Source organism: Streptomyces sp. NPDC002619, assembly GCF_042889305.1.
In the GTDB taxonomy this organism is placed as follows: domain Bacteria; phylum Actinomycetota; class Actinomycetes; order Streptomycetales; family Streptomycetaceae; genus Streptomyces.
Genome location: NZ_JBIAQV010000039.1, coordinates 1 through 17,315 on the forward strand (window position 1 = coordinate 1; position 17,315 = coordinate 17,315).

Consider the following 17,315-nt stretch of genomic DNA (forward strand, 5'->3'; position numbering starts at 1 on the left):
GGGGGCGGAGAGCCTGTCGGCTCTTCAGTTGGCCTGGCGGCCAACTCGGGCCTGACGGCCCGTAAGGTGACGCATCGTCATGCCTGGCGGCATGACTGTGTGTTGGCTGGGTTGGCCCTGACGGGCCAACAGGAACAGACAGGGCGGGGCCTGGCGGCCCCGGTGTCGCTGTTCGGGGGTGTCATGCCTGGCGGCATGACGGTGGGGTTCGGGTGGTTGGGGTTCCCTGCCCTGGCGGGCAGGGGTTGGTGTGTGCCGGCGCCTGCGGCGCCGTGATGTCGTAAGGGTTTGTTAGACAGTTATCCCGTTCCCCTCCCCCCTTAGTGTGGCGCGGGGCTGTGGGGCCTCGGCCCTGACGGGCCGACAGAACCAAGTGAAGCGGGGCCTGGTGGCCCCGCGGCATGCCTGCCGGCATGTCCCGTTTCTTGTGGTGCCCCGCTGTTGCGGAGCCCATCTTCGTTGGTTTTCGGGGGCGTTGTCAGACCGGGCGTGTAGGTTCCCGGAGTTGTTGGCCCGTCTGGAATGGCCCCGAATACCACTGGTGGGGCGTAGAGGGGTGATGAGCTGTGCCTGTCAGTCAACATGTTGCCGCTCGGAGGATCATTACCGCTGCTCTGCGGGCCGGTGCGGCGTGGATCAACCGGGTTGAGGAGCCTCGTGCGTGGCGGGAGCTGTCCCGTATGCACGAGGTGCTCTTGTCGAGTCTGCCGCTGGGAGCCAGCCCTTCGACGCCTGCCGAGATGATCGACTTACTGCCGGTGCGCCTGCAGGAGTGGGTGCCTTTGGCCTGGGACGAACTTCCTTCGCCAATGGGGGATTTGGTTGTCCTGACGGACAACGGTGAGCTGACCGAGGAGGCCTTCGAGGCGGGGATGAACTATCTGGAGGCCCTGTACGGGGACGACGGATACTTCGATCTCGGTGGGACATGGCTTCCGGCGTGGGTTCGGCAGACGGCTGAGCAGACGGAGCGGGCTGCCTTTCGGCACATCCGCTCCGCCGGGCAGGCCGGCTATGTGGCGGCGCGGACCATGCTGACCGAGGTGCTGGTGGTCGGCGTGAGAATGACATGGCCCTTCGTCACTCATGCCAGCAACGAGTGAGCACCACCCGTCAGCGTCAACGACCAGATCGCTGCGCCTGCGCCACTGACGCTCAGACGACGACGTTCAACTGACACTCCCCCGCAGACCATCACCAGCGCCTTGGCCACCGGGTTGGCCTGCTTGGCGCGCTCCCGCAGCCTTGCCTGTTCCCGCTTCTCCGCCTGTCCCTTCTCGATGCCGGCCGCGACGGCGCGGATGTACGCGCTGTCGGCCACCGAGTTATCCAGCGGTCTGTACGGGGCCTGTGCGGAGACCCGGCGGGGCTTGGCGCGTCGGCGCTCGTCGAAGGAGGCCACGAACACCTTGATGTTCTCGCTCAGCTGCGCAGGGCTGAACTCCCAGCTGTGGGTGCCGTTCCCCGATAGGCCGAAGGGCCCGCCGCTCCTTGTGGGGGTGACGGGCCCTTCGGATTCCGGCATCACTGCTTGGCCGACGGCTCCTCGGCCTCCTCGTCGTCCGGCCCCTGGTGTTCCTCCACCAACTGCTCGATCTCCTGGGGAACCTCGTACAGCGCATCCAGGACCAGACCCCACGCCCGGTCCCGCAGCTCCTCCGGTACCTCGTCTTCGATCTTCTCTGCGAGCCTGTCGATCTCGAACCGGGCGTCATCCTCTGTGCCCGTGGTCGGCGCGGTCATCACCGCCCACACGAACCGGCCCACCCCGGCCGCCACCCGGCCTATGCTGCCGAGCACCGAGCCCACATCCATCTGTGCTTCCTCCCCCTGATGGTTCGTGTCCTGCCGCAGCGAGGCCCGCCCAAGTACGCGGGGCGGGCCACCGAGTCTATTCAGGTGGTGGTGGGCCAGGACAGCAGCAGAGCGGCGATCTTCCCGGCGGTGCAGGCCGGGTCCAAGAGCAGGTCCTTGAGGGCGATGGCGTCCTCGCGGGCGGTTTGACCGTGATTCCGGCGGCCTCGTGGTGGCCGGTGTGAGAATGGCCCTCGCCCCCGAACGCACTGTAGAGCTCACCGAGCTCGGCATGCGCTGGGCCTGAACGGCGCCGCCGCCGACGGCCCAGTCTCACATGCGGTGGTGACAGAGCGTCATCACTGATGTGCCTGGTCCGAGCTGCGAGGAGAGCAGTCGCAGGCGCGCCGCCGAGCGGGCAGAGCGCGGTGTCGACGGTCGCGTCACTCGTGCTGGTCTGGGTGGCAGTCGGTGTGAGAATGACATGGTCTTTCGTCACTCATGTCAGCAACGGGTGAGCATCACCCGTCAGCGCCATCGACCAGGTCGCCGCGCCTGCGCCACTGACGCTCAGATGACGAGGTTCAACTGACACTCCCCCGCAGACCATCACGACGCCACTGACGCCCAGACGACGACGTTCAACCGACCCCCCCCCGCAGACCATCAGCCGTGCACCACCGCGTCGGCCGACAACGGGAGCGGGGCGGAGCCACCACCGGACGCGTGCCAAGGCCGGCCTCCACACTCCGAAGGCTCGAGCCGAACCGCCGAGCGGCAGCCGGTCGTCGGCGGCGCAGGTCAGCCCCAGAGATCCGACTGCCGTGCGCCCCTCGCTGCCATGATGGTCCGATGGACAACCGGGACAGGACCGAACCTCCGCGGGTGGCCGATGAGCACGCCACGCTGACCGGCTTCCTGCAGCGCCAGCGTGACACGCTGGCCATGGCATGTGCGGGGCTCACAGCCGAGCAGCTCAGGGAAAAGGCCGTGCAGCCCTCGGGCTTGTCGCTACTCGGCCTCGTCCGGCACATGGCTGACGTCGAGCGGACCTGGTTCCGGAACGTGTTGAACGGCGAGCACAGCGACGTGCACTGGCCCCGAAGCAACGGCGGCGCTTTCGACGTCGACACCGCAGACCCCTCCGAGGCCTTCGCGATCTGGCACGAAGAATGCGCCCGATCCCGCGACATCGTCGATGCCGCCCAGTCCCCCGACGTCACCGGGCGATACCGAGACGACGTCTTCTCTCTCCGCTACATCCTCACCCACATGATCGAGGAGTACGCACGACACAACGGCCATGCTGACCTCCTCCGCGAGCGCATCGACAAAATCGCCGAACAGTAGTGGACTGCGGGGGCCGGTCCCCTGACGGGCTGGCGGTCGGCGTGAGAATGACATGGTCTTTCGTCACTCATGTCAGCAACGGGTGAGCATCACCCGTCAGCGCCATCGACCAGGTCGCCGCGCCTGCGCCACTGACGCTCAGATGACGAGGTTCAACTGACACTCCCCCGCAGACCATCAGCATCCCGGCTTCGTCGACCAGGAAGGGCTGAGCGAGTAGGTGCGGTGACGGCGGGCACGGCGGCTTCCAGGCCCGGTGCCGGCGCAGCTGGTGGGCTGTTGGCTGCTGCCATGCCCCGCCCGGGCTCAAGGTGGGCGGGGCCGGTGCGCTGTGCTGTTCCCCTTCCCTACGTGTCACGATGCCGCAGACCGCCCGGCAAAGGCTGGTCACTTGGAGTACGTCTGTTTCCAGCGTGCTCGGTGGCGGGCTTCTCCCTGTCCGCGTCCGTTGACTTCGGCCAGAGACAGCAGTGGTGTCCCGTTGTTCCACAGACCAAAGAAGTCGCGGTGCAGGGTGAGGATGTGGTGATCGACCGCGAACGCCTCGGCCTGGCGGCTGAAGCGTGTGGTGGCGACGAAGATGGCCACATCCGCAGCGAAATGCACCTTCGCTCCCAGCAGATCACGCACTTCGCGACTGGCGATCGTCCGGTGGGGTGCGTACCGCTTGCACTGGATCACCACGGTCCGGCCATCCGGTAGCCAGCCGAGCACATCGGCTCCATTGTCCCCGGCCCCGCCCACTCGGCGCACCTGCGTGCAGCCGTCACGGCGGCATAACTCGGCGACCACTTCCTCGAACTCGGTGCCGGACATCGCGTCGACCGCAGCCAGCGTCCGCTGTCCCGCTGCGATCTCCTCCTGTCGCCTCCAGGCGGCGTCCCTGCTCCGCAGCAGCCGGTCGGTACGCCAGAGCCGCCACGCCATCCAGCCGATTCCCGCGGCGGCAAGCAGGACGCCGAGGTACAGCAACAACATCGGCCGCAGCAGGCCTAGCAGGACCAGCGCGGCAAGCGCTCCTGCTGCTGCTTTGTTCCGAGCGGTGCGTCGTCTGCGTATCGCCTTGTCCTTGCGTTTGGCCGCCATTTCTGCCCCCTCTTGCACCGGCCGGGATGGATTCCTCCCTGCTGTGCAGTGTGGGCATGCCGAGCGGCCCCGCCAGGGCGCAGTCAGGCCATTGGCTTGAACCTCCCGCCCTTCTGTCGGCTGGCGTCTGGCCGTTCTCCTTGGGGAGGTGCGTTCGCCTGCTTACAGGCCGAGTTCGGCCAGGGCTGCTTGCCTCTGCGGGTTGAGGCCGGAGCGGCGGCGGCGCAGGTTGCTCAGCCACTGGCCCAGGCGCACGGGGTCGCCTTCGATCTTCTCGATGTGGCGCTGGGGGACGTTGAGATGGCCTTCGCGCGCGCGGAAGGCGCGTGCGGCGGCCAGCCCTCGCTGGAAGGCACGCTCGCGCGCCGGCAGGCGGCTCTCCGTCGCCGGTGAGGCGGGTGTGTCGGGCAGTTCGACCAGCCCCAACTCCTCGAGCAGTGACTTCTGTTCAGGGTGCAGACGGTCGGAACGGGCGCGCTGTGACTCAAGCCAGCTCTCTGCCTCGGCGGCAGTCTTGATGGCTGCCCGGTTCTGACGGGCGGCGTGGTAGGCCCGTTGCCAGGTGACCGGCCAGGGCGGGTTCCACCACCGGTCCAGGGCGGTGAGGGCGGTGGCGCGTTGGTCGGTGAGGGTCTCGGCGCGGGTGCGCTGGGTGGCCAGCCAGCGGCCGAGGGGGAAGCCGTCGTGGATCTCGTCGACGGGGGCGGCCAGGTGGCCGTAGCGGGCGGCGTAGGCGGCGGCGTGGGCCAGTGCGCGGTCGAAGGCCTGCTGGCGGGGGTCCCAGATGATGCCGAGGCGTTCGAGGGCGTGGACGCGTACGGCGTCGAGCGTGCCCTTGGTGCGCAGGTGGCGTTGCCAGGTCAGCCAGCGTCCCAGGGGATAGCCGGTGGGGTCTTCGTAGTTCTGGGGGACGTCGAGGTGGCGGTGGGTGTGGCGGAAGCGGCGGGCCGCGGTGAGACCGCGGCGCCATTCGGCGCTCTTGGGGGCCAGCACGCGCAAGGACAGGGCGAGGGCGATTTCGTCGGCCTGGGTGGGGCGGTCGAAACGCAGCCAGGCTTCAGGGTCCTCGGGGGGCATGGTGGGGCGGTGGGTGCGCGGGTCGGACAGGCGGGCGTCGAGACGGTCGTCGTGGGAGCGCAGGGCCTGGATGGTGCGCCACAGCGGGGTGTAGGCGTCGGCGCCGAGGAGGTCGTCGGGGTCTTCGTCGGGGGTGAGGTAGACGGGGACGACGAGGGTGGCCTTCTTGCCGGCGCCGGGGTGCTGGCGCAGGGCGCGGCCGACGGCCTGGACGGTGTCGACGGGGCTGTTCTTGGGGTCGACGAAGACGACCGCGTCGATGTCGGGCACGTCGATGCCCTCCCCCAGCACGCGGGCGTTGGACAGGACGGCCGGCGTGTCGGGGCTGGTGTGGGAGGTGAATTCGAGCAGGAGGCGGCGGCGGATCTGCGGGGTGTGGCTGCCGCTGACCCAGTCCGCCCACAGCCCCTGGGGGCGCAGGGGTGCGGGAAGGGCGGCGGCCGTCTCCGCCAGGGTGGTGGCGAAGGCGCGGGCATCGGCGACACGGTGATGGAAGGTCAGGATGCGGCGCAGCTTATGGTCGTGGATGGCGCGCAGGGCGGCGACCTGGCGGCCGGCCAGGTGCAGTCCGTCGACACCCGCGCCGGCTCCGGTGGCCAGCCAGTCGCGCAGGTCCGCGTCGGTGACGACGGGGACGAGGATCTGGTAGTCGGCGAGCAGCCCGAGATCGATGGCGTCGGAGAGGTTGAGGTGGTAGGCGACGGGACCGAAGAGGGTCTCGTCGTCCATGGAGGCCACCGTCTCTGTTCCGTCGCCGTCCGGGGCGTCGTCGGGGTCCCAGATGCGGGGGGTGGCGGTCAGGTAGAGGCGGCGGGCGGCCGGTACCTGGTCGTCGTGGTGGACGGCGGCCCAGGCCTTGCCCAGGCGGCCCGCGGTGCGGTGGGCCTCGTCGACGACCACCAGGTCCCACGGGGGCAGGTGGTGGTCGCGGTGGGCGGCGATGACGGCGGGCAGGGAGGCGTAGGTGGCGTAGACGGTGACCGGACCGGGGCGAGGTGTGGTGGTGAGGGCGGTCAGTTCGGCGGGGTCGGTGGTCAACGGGATGTCGGTGCCGACCGGTTCGTGGTCGAGGGCCTGGCGCGCCGAGCACACCGCCACGGTGGTGCCCTTGCGGCCGGCCAGACGCCAGGACCGGATCGTCTGCGACAGCAGGTCCAGTGTCGGCAGCAGCACCAGCACACGGCCACGGGGGACAATGCGGGCGGTGGTACGGGCGGCAATGAGGGTCTTGCCGGTGCCGCAGGCTGCGATCACGCTCGCGCGGGCGTGATCGCGGAGCGTGGCGGTCGCGGCGGCGACGGCTTCCTTCTGGTGGGGCCGCAGCTCGATTTCGGAAGCCATGAAGGTGTGCTGCTCCGTGGGGGTCGGCTGGACATTGGGGGCGGGGCACTGCGCCCCGCCCTGTCAGGGTGCAGGCTATTCGGCTGCTTCGGTCAGGTGGGCGAGGGTGGATCCGGCGGGGCTTTTACAGACGTGCAGGCGGTGGGTGATGCGGCGGCGCAGTTCGGGGACGTGGCTGATGACGCCGACGGTGCGGTCGTGGGCACGCAGGGAGTCCAGGACGTCGAGGACCTTGTGGAGGGTGTCTTCATCGAGAGTGCCGAAGCCTTCATCGATGAAGAGAGTGTCCAGGGGGTTGCCGCCGGCTTCGTGGGTGACGACGTCAGCCAGGCCGAGGGCGAGGGACAGGGAGGCGAAGAAGGATTCGCCGCCGGAGAGGGTGTCGGTCTTGCGGGGGCGGCCAGTCCAGGAGTCGGTAATCTCCAGGCCAAGGCCGGAACGGGCGCCGCGGGCGGCTTGGTGGTCAGAGTGGGAGAGGGTGTAGCGGCCTTCGGACATGATGTACAGGCGGGTGTTGGCGGCAGTGACGACTTCTTCGAGGCGGGCTGCCAGGACGTAGGCCTCCAGCTGCATGCGCACCCGGGCGCTGGGTGAGTTGCCGGTGACGAGTTCGGCCAGGTGGCGGGCGGTGAGGTGAGCCTGCTCGAGCGGTTGCAGGCGCTGGACGGCGGCGCCGAGGTCGGCGGCCAGAGCGGTGAGGGCCTGGCTGCGGGTCTGGGCGGCACTGGCGGCGGCGGCCGCCTCTGCGTGCTGGTCATCCGCGGCGGCCCTTGCAGTCGTGGCGGCGTCGAGGTCGGCGGAAGGCTGCGCGGCGGCCTGCTGCAGTGCCGGGTTCCCCAGGACTGCGGTGTGCGCGGCACAGGCCTCGCGCCACTGAGTGATCTCTTCTTCGATGGCGCGCAGGTCTTCGTCGCTGAGCAGGGCCTGCTGGGCGAGTGCCAGGGTGTCGAAGCCCTGGTCTTTGGCCGCGAGGGTGGCCTGGTCGGTGCGGTGTGTGAGGGTCTGGACTGCGGCGGCGAGGCTGCGGGAGGTCTCGGCGGTCTCTTTGAGGTGGTCGGCTGTGTGGGTGAGGTCGTCGGCGTGGGCGGCGACGGTGGGATGGGTACCGCGGGCTGCGGTGAGCTTGGCGGTCAGCTCGGTGAGCTGCTGGGTGAGGGTGTCGTAGTGGGCGTTGCGGGCGGACAGGCCGGCCGTGGCGGTGCTGTGCTGCTGGGTCTGGGCCGTGTGCTCACTGTCGAGCGTGAGGAGTTCTTCTTGGACGGTGCCCTGGTCGGCAGCGCGGTCCAGGGCGTCGGTCAACTCCGTGGTGAGTGTGGTGTGCTGGGTTTGGAGGTCGGTCAGCGGGGTGTCGCCGGCTTCCCCGGTGGCGGTGGCAGCCTGTTCGCGGAGCCCGTGCAGCACGGCCGCGGCGGCTTCCTGTGTGGCCTTGGCTTGCTCGTGGAGGGCTTCCGCGTCCTGTTCGTCCTGGCGTGTGGGCTGTCCGTCCTGGGGAGCGGCGGGCGCCGGGTGGGTGCAGGATCCGCAGACCGGGCAGGGGGTGCCGTCGGTGAGGGTGGCGGCGAGTTCGGCGGCCATGCCTTCGGTGCGTCGGCGGCGGATGGTGAGGTAGTTCTGGCCGGTTTGGCCGGTGACGGTTTCTGCATCGGCCAGCTGCTGTTCGACCTTGACGATCTTGGCGAGATGTGCGTCGCGTCGTTTGGCGGCTTCGAGACGGATCTTAAGGCTGTCCAGGTCCGTCTGGTGGCGGCGGGCTTCTTCTTCGGCCTGGCGGGCGGCTTCTCGCCGGGCTTCGAGGATGCGGCGCCGGGCAGGCTCTGCTTCGAGCCAGTCCTGGGCTGTGCGTTGCTGGGTGGCGAAGTCCTGCCGTTCGGTGTCGGTGCGCTCCAGCTCAGTAGTCAGCCGGCGGACGGTGTCTTCTTCGGGGATGAGAGCAGTCAGGACGGCAGCTTCGGCGCGAAGACGCTGCTCGGCGGTTTCCAGCTGGCTGGCGTCCAGGTCCTTGTGTTCGGGCAACAGGCGTACGCGGGCGGTGCGTTCGGCACTCTGGGCACGGGTGTGGTCGTCTGCGGCGGTGTCCGCAGCGTGCAGCAGCGGTGCTGCCTGTTGGGCACGTCGGGCCTGGTCGCGGCGCTGGACCAGTGCGTCCTGGTGCTGTGTCTGTTCGTGGAGCAGGTCGAGCTGCTGCCGGGCGCTGGCGTAGGTGACCTGCTGCTGGTGGAGTTCGCGGGCCGCGGCTTCGAAGGTCTGCTGCCTGACCAGGTTCTCCTTGGCCGTTGTGGCTGCTTGGAGTGTCTTGGCGTGGTCGGTGTGACTGGCGCGGAGGAGATCCTGGGCCCAGACGCAGGCAGGCTCGGTGAGCGTGCGCGGATCGTCGGGGGTGGGTGCCGTGTACTCGGTTGTCAGGTCGGGTCCGGCGGCCTGGTGGATGCGTTCGACCAGGCGCAGCACGTCGGCGCGGGCGGCGTCGCGGTTCTTCTCGGTGATGCGGCTGTGGTCGTTCAGCCAACGCTCGATGAAGGAGAAGCGGCCGGTGCGGAAGAGTTTACCGAGGAGTTCTCGTCGGCCGTGGGCGTCGGCGTGGAGGAACTTGGTGAAGTCGTTCTGCGGCAGCAGGACGACCTGGCAGAACTGGTCCCGGCTCATGCCCAGCAGGTCGGTGACCTCTACGGCGGCCTCCTGGTGGGACTTACTGGAAGGTTCCCAGCAGCCCTGGCCGTCGGCGTCGACGGCCCATTCGCTGAGACGGGTTTCTGCCTTCTGCGAGGTCTCGCCTTCACCGGAGCGCTTGGGGCGCATCTGGGCGGGGATCCGGTCGATGCGCAGACGACGGCCTGCGAGAGTGACATCGAGGGTGACTTCGGTCAGGAGGCTGGCGGGAGCGTGGTGGCTGCGCAGCAGCAGGTCACGGTCGCCCGGTGGTTTGCCGTAGAGGGCGAAGCAGATGGCCGCGAAGATGGTGCTCTTGCCCGCTCCGGTGTCGCCGTGCAGGAGGAACAGGCCGTCGGCGGACAGGGCATCGAAGTCGATGGTGTGGGTGCCGGCGAAGGGTCCGAAGGCCTGCAGGCGCAGGTTGTGCAAGCGCATGTCAGACGGTTTCCTTCTGCTGCTCATTCAGGCGGGAGGCTTCGACGGCCTGCTGGAGCAGGTCGTGTTCGTCCGGGGTGGGGTCGGTGCCGCGCATGCTGTTGATGAAGTCGCTGGCGATGTCGAGGTCGCCGCGGCCGCGGATGCGTTCGCTGTAAGTGGGGGTGTTTGTGGCCTGGGCGGGGATGAGGACGGGCTTGTGCTTGAGGCTGGCGGTGTGGGGGAAGCGGCGGCGCAGGCGGGCCATGGCCTCGAAGGGCAGGGCGGTGTCGGTGAGGGTGACCTCGAGCCAGGCGTCCTTCAGCGGCTCGTGGGCGGGGTTGGTCAGGAGGTCTTCCATGAAGCCAGTGACGCGCTCCAGGCGGAGCGGCACGGGGCAGAGCCGGTGGGTGAGGGCGGGAACGGCATCGGGGGTGAGGTCGACCACGGTGATCGACTTGGTGTGGCGGGCTTCGGAGAAGGAGTAGGCCAGCGGGGAGCCGCTGTAGTGGATGCGGTCGGTGACGCGCTGGGGGCCGTGGAGGTGACCCAGGGCCACGTAGTCGATCCCGTGGAAGACGTCGGCGCCCACGTGGGCGACACCGCCCACGGCGATTTCGCGTTCGCTGTCGGCCTCCTCGCTCTCATCGCGTTCCTCGGGCTGCCCGGTGCCGGAGGTGACGAACGCGTGCGCGAGGACCACGGACCGGGTGCCGGCCGGCTGGTTGTTGGTGAGGTCGGCGTGGATACGGTCCAGGGCTGCGGTCAGCACGGCGCGGTGGGAGACGGCTTCGGCTTCCAGGCGGTCGCGGACCATCGACGGCTCGAGGTAGGGAATGCCGTACACGGCCACAGGGCCGTCGGCGTCTTCGAGGACGACCGGGACGTCGCAGGTGCCGGGGTCGGTCCTCAAGTGGATGCCGGCACGGGCGAGGAGGCCGGATCCGACGCCGAGGCGGTGCGCGGAGTCGTGGTTTCCGCTGATCATGATGATCGGCACGTCGAGGTCGGCAAGTTGATGCAGGGCGCGGTTGAACAAGCGCACGGCGTCCAGGCTGGGGATGGCCCGGTCGTAGATGTCGCCTGCCACGAGGATCGCGTCGACGTCCTCGGTCCGGGCGGTGTCGACCAGGTAGTCGAGGAAGGCTTCCTGGGCGGGGATCAGATCTTCTGTGTGGAACCGGCGGCCCAGGTGCCAGTCCGAAGTGTGCAGAAACCGCATGAGCACAGACGGTAACTACAGGGAGAGTGGTTACGGGCGGTTTTCCTGATAAACGGGCGTCGCAACGGAAGCCGTGACGCGACGTGCCGCGTGGGGTTTTCAGTGTTTTTGTCCCGGCGGTGGGTGGGGTGCCGCCGCCGGGTGATTGTCAGTGGTAGGGGGCAAGATGTGCGGTGGGGGGGAAGGAGGATGTGATGTCGTTATCGCGTTCTAGCAGCAGTGGATCCGTGGCGGCGCCGGACGGGTGCCGCTAGTGCGGGATCGAGGCACGAGGTCACGGCCGGCAGCATGTGGCGGAGGTGGACTGGCATGCGTGGGCGGCCCCGACGCTGCAACAGCGCAAAGAGCGCATGCTGCAGCGCCGTGCCAGCCGAACGGTCAGGAAGCCAGGGCCTGAATGTCCCTGAAAGCGTCCCTCAGCTGTGACGGAACGTCCTCGGCCCTGGTGAGGGTGGTCACCAGCGAGTAGAGCATGTCGTCCTTGCCGTCGGGGCTCGTCCGCTCGGCGCCCTCTTTGATCATGGCCAGAACACGGCCGCTGAACTTCCCGCCTCGGTGCGCGGTGAAGTCCTCGGCGGCCCATTGCCTGCCTTCGGGACGCGGCCAGTGCGTGTTGGCGGCCGCGGCCCACTGGGGGTCGGTGAAGAGTTCCTCGAGTTCGTTGAAGCCGTCGGCCTCGCCGACATAGGTGACCTGGGTGGCGAGGTCGAGCCCGGTCCTGATGAGCCGTTCGGTCTTGAAGTGCTTGTTGGTGCGGCTGTCGGCGTCGACCATCAGTATGACCGTGCGGCGGTTCTTGACGAGGTAGCCAGCAAGGTGGAGGGCTCCTTCGTTGTTGCCGCAGGCCCACAGGGCGATGCCGGCCGCCTGAAGGGACAGGCCCTGGGAGAGGCGGAACAGCAGCGGCAGGCACTGCTGCTCGGTGGGTCCTTCCACGGCGAGGAAGCAGCGCTCGTGCAGCAGGACGGAGTTGCGCAGTCCCACGGCGGCGGCGATCTGCCCGAGATGGAAGTCGACGCCGTCGTGGGATTCGTCCGCCAGGCGCTCGACGACGGTGCGGCCCCTGTCGCTGAGACGGAGGTGGACGACATCGGCGATGCCGACACCGTCGATGAGGTTCATGGAGTGGGTGGCGACCACCACGCTGACATGGGGCAGGGCGCACTGCTTGCGGATGATGTCCATCACGGTGCGCTGGTGACGGTAGTCGAGGTGGGTGTCTGGCTCGTCGTAGACGACGATTGTCTGCGTCGGCTCCTGCTCACCCCCCTCCCCCGCGGCGGCGAGCTCGCTGTGCTCCAGCAGGTTGCTGGTCCACTCCCACACGGCGAGCGCGATCCGGCGGTTACTTCCCTGACCTGAGCGGGTGAGGTCGACTGGTTCCCCGTCGGCCTTGGAGACCTCCAGCGGAGCGCGCTTGAAGCCTCCCTTGAAGGACACCTCCGGCTTGACCTGCACGCCGACGAACTCGCGGCAGTGCCGGCGGATGTGCTGACACAGGGAGTCGGCTTCCTTCTCCAGACGCTGGGTGATCTCCGCCTCGATCTCCCGTACCCGCCCTTGCAGGGTCTCGTCGTCCAGGTAGGTCTCGTAGCAGCTGCTCAAGGCGGTGCACACCGCGTCGTCCGGGCGCTCGTCCTTGCCTCCGAACGGCAGCAGCCGGGGCAGCCGCTCCTGGAGCTCCTTCGGAAGGGCCTGCCACTGCTCCACCTGAGGTGCTGTGGCTGCGTAGGCGGTGACGGCCTGCAGCAGGTCATCCTTCAGGAGCCCGGCAGGGCTCAGGGAGAATTCAGCCACTAACTCCGCCAGTTCGCCCTTCAACAGCCTGGCCACGTCGTGCAGCCTGCTGTCGGCCGGACGGGAACCGTAGTACTCCCACCGAGCCGTCTGGCCTTCTTCGGCGATGCGGCGGATCCGCACGGTCTGCGGCAGGGCGGTGGCAGCCTGCTCGCCGGCGTCAAGCGTGAAGACGCCCTCCGCCCATGTCTCGGAGCAGCGGCCTCCTGGGACGTCTTCCCCCTGCTGGTAGGTACGGTCCTCGTCCGTCAGACGATGGCGCCCCAAAAGGAAGGCCAGTGCTGTCAGTACAGCACTCTTGCGTCGCAGAACTCACCGCACTCGGCATGCGCTGGGGCTGAACACGTGGTGGACGCGGTGATGTCCGTGGCACATGGCCTGATCCGGCCCCATGAAGCGTTCGCTGTCGCCGCACTGGCTCTCGTCATGGGCCGGCACAGTCTCAGATGCCCTCCACGGAATGACAGAAGACTTCGAGCGCACATACGGCTACCCCCCGGGGACCAATCTGGTGCGGTCAGCCGACCAGGACGACCAAGACGCTGCGCGTGCTCTGGCCCATGAGGTACCGGCGCCGGATGACCTGATCACCTTCTACAACAACGTCGGCGAGGTCATGTGGAGCGACGTCGGCAACGGCTACTTCTTCCACTCGGCCGGTGACACCCGCCAAATGCTCGCCGCGTACGGAGCCTGTGCCGCTCGAGAAGTCGTCGCCGCAGGTCACGCGACGTATCTGTACTCATTGATGAGGCCGCCGAGGATTCGGGTGCGCAGCAACTTGTGGGCGCCGCCGTCTATCGCGGTGGGCTGCTCCTGGACGGCAGGTGGTTGCTGGTTGCGCGCCTGGTGGGGCCGGTGCTCGTTGTGGTGTCTCTGGTAGGCCGCAAGCACCTGCCGGGCATGTGCCTCTCCCATGACGAGGATGTGGTCGAGGACCTCGCGGCGGATGCTGCCGATAACGCGCTCGCAGTGGGCGTTCATCCGAGGTGCCTGCGGTGCACTCTTGATCACGTCCAGTTCCTCTGCCTCAAAGACGGCGTCGAATGCCTCGCCGTACTTGCCGTCTCGGTCGCGCAGCAGAAACCGCAGGGACTCCATGCGCACGCCGAGGTCGGCGGCGAGATTCCTCGCCTGCTGCACCGTCCACTCCCGCGTTGGGTGGGCGGTCACGCCGGTGATATGCAGACGCCGGGTGCCGTGCTCGAGGAAGGCCAGCGCATAGAGCCGCCTGCCGAGCGCGGTGTCGATGTGGAAGAAGTCCGCCGCGATGATGCTCTCGGCCTGGGCGGTGAGGAACTCGCGCCAGGTCGGACCGGAGCGACGCGGCGCGGGCTCTACGCCCGCCGCATTCAAGATCTCCCACACCGTCGAGGGCGCGATCCGGTGCCCGAGCCGAGCCAGTTCACCCTGGATCCGCCGGTGCCCCCATCGCGGATTCTCGCTGGCGAGTCGCAGTACGAGGCTCTTGAGCGCCTCACCGGTCGGCGGCCGCCCGATGCACCTGTGTGCGCTGTAGTCCCACTTCGCGGCGATGAACATGCGGTGCCAGCCGAGCAGGGTGCCGGGGGTGACCGGGAAGACCTCGCGCCAGCGACACCGAGGTATCAGGCCGGAGAGGGCAGCGAACCAGAATCGATCGGCTGGCTCGTAGCGCACCGGGCTGGCCAGCTGTCGACGCAGTACCGCGTTCTGGTGTCGCAACACGAGAAGTTCCGCGTCTTTCGCCGCATCCCCGCGGAGCAGCATCGAGGGGAAGGAGAGCAACTTCCGGGTCACCTTGTACAGCAAGGACACGATCACCCGGACATGCTGCCAGCCGATGAACCGTCACCGATGCCACCTGCGACGACGGCTTTTCGAGCAGCACAGGTTCTGGCAGACGCTTGCCGCCCGCTACTTCGCCCATGGCCACGGAGAATTCCACGGCATCATCCGCAAGCAGGCCGGCGCGCGCAGCGGTTGGGGACCAGGGCTCTACGCGATGGCATATCCCGGCATGGTCGCCGCCATGTCCCTCGCGGTGATGCCTTCCTGGCGCTCGGTCGTGGCCGACAGCGGTCACCCCGACGACATCGGTCGAGTCCTCGCGGAGTTCCAACGCCGCCTGCCCGTCGGCACCCCTCCCCTGGCCGGTCCTGCCCTCGTCGGACTCGGTCAGGAGTGCGCCACGGTAATGCGCCGCATCGACCGCTATACGGAAGAGCAACCAGTACCCCGTAGTTGACCTTCACCTTGGGGGAAGCCACAGCATCGGTGGGGCCGGGCGACGTACTCGGCATGAGGAGGAACGAGCATGGGGCTGCTGACCATCGGGGCGTTCGCGAAGGCATCCCGGCTGTCGCCGAAGGCACTACGTCTTTACGACGAGCTCGGCCTGCTGACCCCCGCCCGTGTCGACCCGGTGACCGGCTACCGCCTCTACGCACCGGAACAACTGGACCAGGCCCGGCTGGTCGCCTGGCTCCGACGACTGGGAATGCCCCTGGCCCGCATCCAGCACGTCAGCACGCTGGAGTCAGCCGCGGCAGCCCAGGAGATCCGCGCATTCTGGGCTCAGGTCGAGACCGACACCGCCGCACGGCGGAACCTCGCTTCCTTCCTCATCGACCATCTGTCCTGGAAGGACCCCGCCATGTCTCCGACCACCAAGCCCCTGGGAATCCGTTACGCCGCCCTTTCCGACGCGGGCCTTGTCCGCGGGAGCAATCAGGACACCGCCTACGCCGGGTCCCGCCTGCTCGCCGTCGCCGACGGCTACGGCAGCGGAGGAGCCACCGCGAGCGCGGCCGCCGTCGACGCGCTCAAGCACCTCGAAACGGACACCATCCCGGCGGGCAATCTCCTCAACGTCCTCGAAGATGCCATCGAACAAGCCAAGCAGGCCGTGGACGGCGTCGCCGGGACCGGCTCTTCACCCGAAGAAGCCGGCACGACACTCACCGCGATGCTCTGGACCGGATCGCAGCTGGCCCTCGTCCACATCGGCGACTCCCGCGTCTATCTCCTGCGCGACGGAGAGCTGTTCCAGATCACGCACGACCACACCATGGTGCAGTCGATGGTCGACGAAGGACGCCTCACCCCGGAGGAAGCCGCCTCCCATCCCCAGCGGTCGCTGTTGCTACGAGCCCTGGGCCAAGGAGCCGATGGCAGCCCCGACATGCGCCTGCACGACGCCCAACAGGGAGACCGATACCTGCTCTGCTCCGACGGTCTGTCGACCGTCGTGACAACCGATGAGATCCGCCGGGTGCTCTCCGAGATCAGGGATCCCGAGCAGGCCGTCCGCGAACTCATCGCCCTCGCCAACGGCTCCGGCGGCCCCGACAACGTCAGCTGCGTGGTCGCCGACGTCATGGAGCTCCAGCAGTAGGAGCGAACGGCATGCACTTCGAGTTGCACCAGATCCGCTCTCAGGAACTCATCCGCGAAGCCGACGAATACCGACTCGCCCAACAAGCCAAGAGACCCAAATCGGCTCCCCGAGCCATGGCAGCCAGCACCTCGCAACCAACTCCACGGCGCCTGCTGGCCTGGCTCCGCGGGTGAACGACCACGCTGCCTACGGTTGAGCGGGACACCAACCGCCAACCTGTCCCACTCAACCCTAGGCACCGCACGTCAGAGCATCACCCTGCCCACAGTTATCTGGGACAGGACACCTCCGGGGCCGACAGCTCGTCATGGAAAGGGGTGGCGGGACGTGAACAGGCAAGACCGTGCGGACGCGGTGAACCGGGAGATGGCTTCGCGCCTGCTACCCGACGTGGCCTTGAGGGCTTTGGGCCGCTGGTGGAACGAGAACGCGGTGACGTATGCGGACGGGACCCCAAGCGCCCACACGGTCCGCTACACCCCCAGCCGGTGGGCGCAGATCACCCCGTGGCCCTCGGCACTCACCCCAACCTCACATATCGGTGATGCCTGGGTCAGCCGAGCGGAAGTGACCTCAATCGTCGCGGACGCGCTGCGGCGCGACGCCGTCATGGAGGCCCTGGTCGCGACCTACGTGTGGGGGAAGGGCAAGCGCGGCACCCCCCGTGGCAGCGGACCGGCCACACTGCGGAAGATCCTGGCCGCCGAAGGCCTGGATACGGCACTCGCCACGGCGGTCGCCGCGCTATGCGAGCACTCCTCACGAGAGGCCTACGCGACGCTTCACCAGCAGATTCCTGAGTTCGGGCCGTCCTTCTTCACCAAGTTCCTGTACTTCGCCGGCAAGACACTGCGGCCCGCGCAAGGCCCGGAACCGCTCATCCTCGACCGCGTCCTGTCCCTGCGCCTGCGGTCGCTCGCGGCCACCGTTGGCCGGGAGACCGGCCACGATGCCGACGGCTCGGTCGCTGCCTGGGTGTGGGCGGACTGGAACTGGTCGCCCCACCGCTACGAGGTCTACCTCTCCTTCCTGCACGCAGCCGCCCACCAGATGGCGGGCACCCACGGCTGGCCGTCCGATGTGGCCCCCGACCTGCTCGAATGCGCGCTGTTCAACACCACATGGAAGTAGCCCGGCTGACGGCACGCCAGGCGGCCGCAGAGAGCAAGGTCCGGCGTCCGCGCCACTGCTGTGGCCGCGTACCCT

The 17,315-nt window shown here is 68.4% G+C and carries 13 protein-coding genes and 1 pseudogene; 5 read left to right on the forward strand and 9 right to left on the reverse strand.

All coding sequences use genetic code 11. The features are described 5' to 3' along the window. The first annotated feature begins 566 nt into the window (after nucleotides 1–566). A complete protein-coding gene (locus tag ACFYXB_RS36330) occupies nucleotides 567–1,103 on the forward strand; it encodes a hypothetical protein (protein WP_389589298.1) in 537 nt (178 codons plus the stop codon). Here the strand turns inward: ACFYXB_RS36330 and ACFYXB_RS36335 are convergent. From ACFYXB_RS36335 to ACFYXB_RS36345, 3 genes and pseudogenes are all read right to left on the reverse strand, one after another. After that, nucleotides 1,085–1,525 carry a hypothetical protein gene (locus tag ACFYXB_RS36335; protein ID WP_389589299.1) on the reverse strand — a complete coding sequence of 147 codons (441 nt, stop codon included), beginning with the start codon at nucleotides 1,523–1,525 and terminating at the stop codon, nucleotides 1,085–1,087. The two genes, ACFYXB_RS36330 and ACFYXB_RS36335, sit on opposite strands and share 19 nt — an antisense overlap. Then, the gene (locus ACFYXB_RS36340) at nucleotides 1,525–1,815 is read right to left on the reverse strand and encodes a hypothetical protein (RefSeq protein ID WP_389589300.1); all 291 of its coding nucleotides are present in this window, start codon (nucleotides 1,813–1,815) and stop codon (nucleotides 1,525–1,527) included. The genes ACFYXB_RS36335 and ACFYXB_RS36340 overlap by 1 nt, the downstream gene beginning before the upstream one ends. An 80-nt stretch (nucleotides 1,816–1,895) precedes the next feature. Then, a pseudogene (locus ACFYXB_RS36345) lies at nucleotides 1,896–2,023 on the reverse strand (fic family toxin-antitoxin system, toxin component); the annotation flags it as partial. 656 nt (nucleotides 2,024–2,679) lie between these two features. Here ACFYXB_RS36345 and ACFYXB_RS36350 point away from each other — a divergent pair. Next, the gene (locus ACFYXB_RS36350) at nucleotides 2,680–3,144 is read left to right on the forward strand and encodes a DinB family protein (protein WP_389589301.1); all 465 of its coding nucleotides are present in this window, start codon (nucleotides 2,680–2,682) and stop codon (nucleotides 3,142–3,144) included. Nucleotides 3,145–3,531: 387 nt separating this feature from the next. On the opposite strand, the gene ACFYXB_RS36355 is transcribed toward ACFYXB_RS36350, so the two are convergent. The 6 genes from ACFYXB_RS36355 to ACFYXB_RS36380 all read right to left on the reverse strand — a co-directional run bounded on the left by ACFYXB_RS36355 (nucleotide 3,532) and on the right by ACFYXB_RS36380 (nucleotide 14,533). Beyond that, nucleotides 3,532–4,230 carry a restriction endonuclease gene (locus ACFYXB_RS36355; protein WP_389589302.1) on the reverse strand — a complete coding sequence of 233 codons (699 nt, stop codon included), beginning with the start codon at nucleotides 4,228–4,230 and terminating at the stop codon, nucleotides 3,532–3,534. A 162-nt stretch (nucleotides 4,231–4,392) separates the two neighbouring features. Beyond that, nucleotides 4,393–6,648 (reverse strand): Helicase associated domain protein, encoded by a 2,256-nt coding sequence (locus tag ACFYXB_RS36360; protein WP_389589303.1) that lies wholly within the window; start codon nucleotides 6,646–6,648, stop codon nucleotides 4,393–4,395. A gap of 75 nt (nucleotides 6,649–6,723) precedes the next feature. Beyond that, a complete protein-coding gene (locus ACFYXB_RS36365; RefSeq protein ID WP_389589304.1) occupies nucleotides 6,724–9,732 on the reverse strand; it encodes an AAA family ATPase in 3,009 nt (1,002 codons plus the stop codon). A gap of 1 nt (nucleotide 9,733) precedes the next feature. Further along, nucleotides 9,734–10,933: an exonuclease SbcCD subunit D gene (locus ACFYXB_RS36370; RefSeq protein WP_389589305.1), complete on the reverse strand. Its 1,200-nt coding sequence runs from the start codon at nucleotides 10,931–10,933 to the stop codon at nucleotides 9,734–9,736. A gap of 378 nt (nucleotides 10,934–11,311) precedes the next feature. After that, on the reverse strand, nucleotides 11,312–12,997 hold the full coding sequence (locus ACFYXB_RS36375; RefSeq protein WP_389589306.1) for an ATP-dependent endonuclease: 1,686 nt from the start codon (nucleotides 12,995–12,997) through the stop codon (nucleotides 11,312–11,314). Nucleotides 12,998–13,453: 456 nt separating this feature from the next. Continuing rightward, a complete protein-coding gene (locus ACFYXB_RS36380) occupies nucleotides 13,454–14,533 on the reverse strand; it encodes an integrase core domain-containing protein (RefSeq protein ID WP_389589307.1) in 1,080 nt (359 codons plus the stop codon). Nucleotides 14,534–14,552: 19 nt separating this feature from the next. Here ACFYXB_RS36380 and ACFYXB_RS36385 point away from each other — a divergent pair, with 19 nt between their 5' ends. From ACFYXB_RS36385 to ACFYXB_RS36395, 3 genes are all read left to right on the forward strand, one after another. Further along, a complete protein-coding gene (locus tag ACFYXB_RS36385) occupies nucleotides 14,553–14,957 on the forward strand; it encodes a hypothetical protein (RefSeq protein WP_389589308.1) in 405 nt (134 codons plus the stop codon). 69 nt (nucleotides 14,958–15,026) lie between these two features. Then, entirely contained in the window at nucleotides 15,027–16,106 is a 1,080-nt protein-coding gene (locus ACFYXB_RS36390) for a protein phosphatase 2C domain-containing protein (protein ID WP_389589309.1), read from the forward strand. A 330-nt stretch (nucleotides 16,107–16,436) separates the two neighbouring features. Then, nucleotides 16,437–17,240: a hypothetical protein gene (locus ACFYXB_RS36395; RefSeq protein ID WP_389589310.1), complete on the forward strand. Its 804-nt coding sequence runs from the start codon at nucleotides 16,437–16,439 to the stop codon at nucleotides 17,238–17,240. The last annotated feature ends 75 nt before the right edge of the window (nucleotides 17,241–17,315 follow it).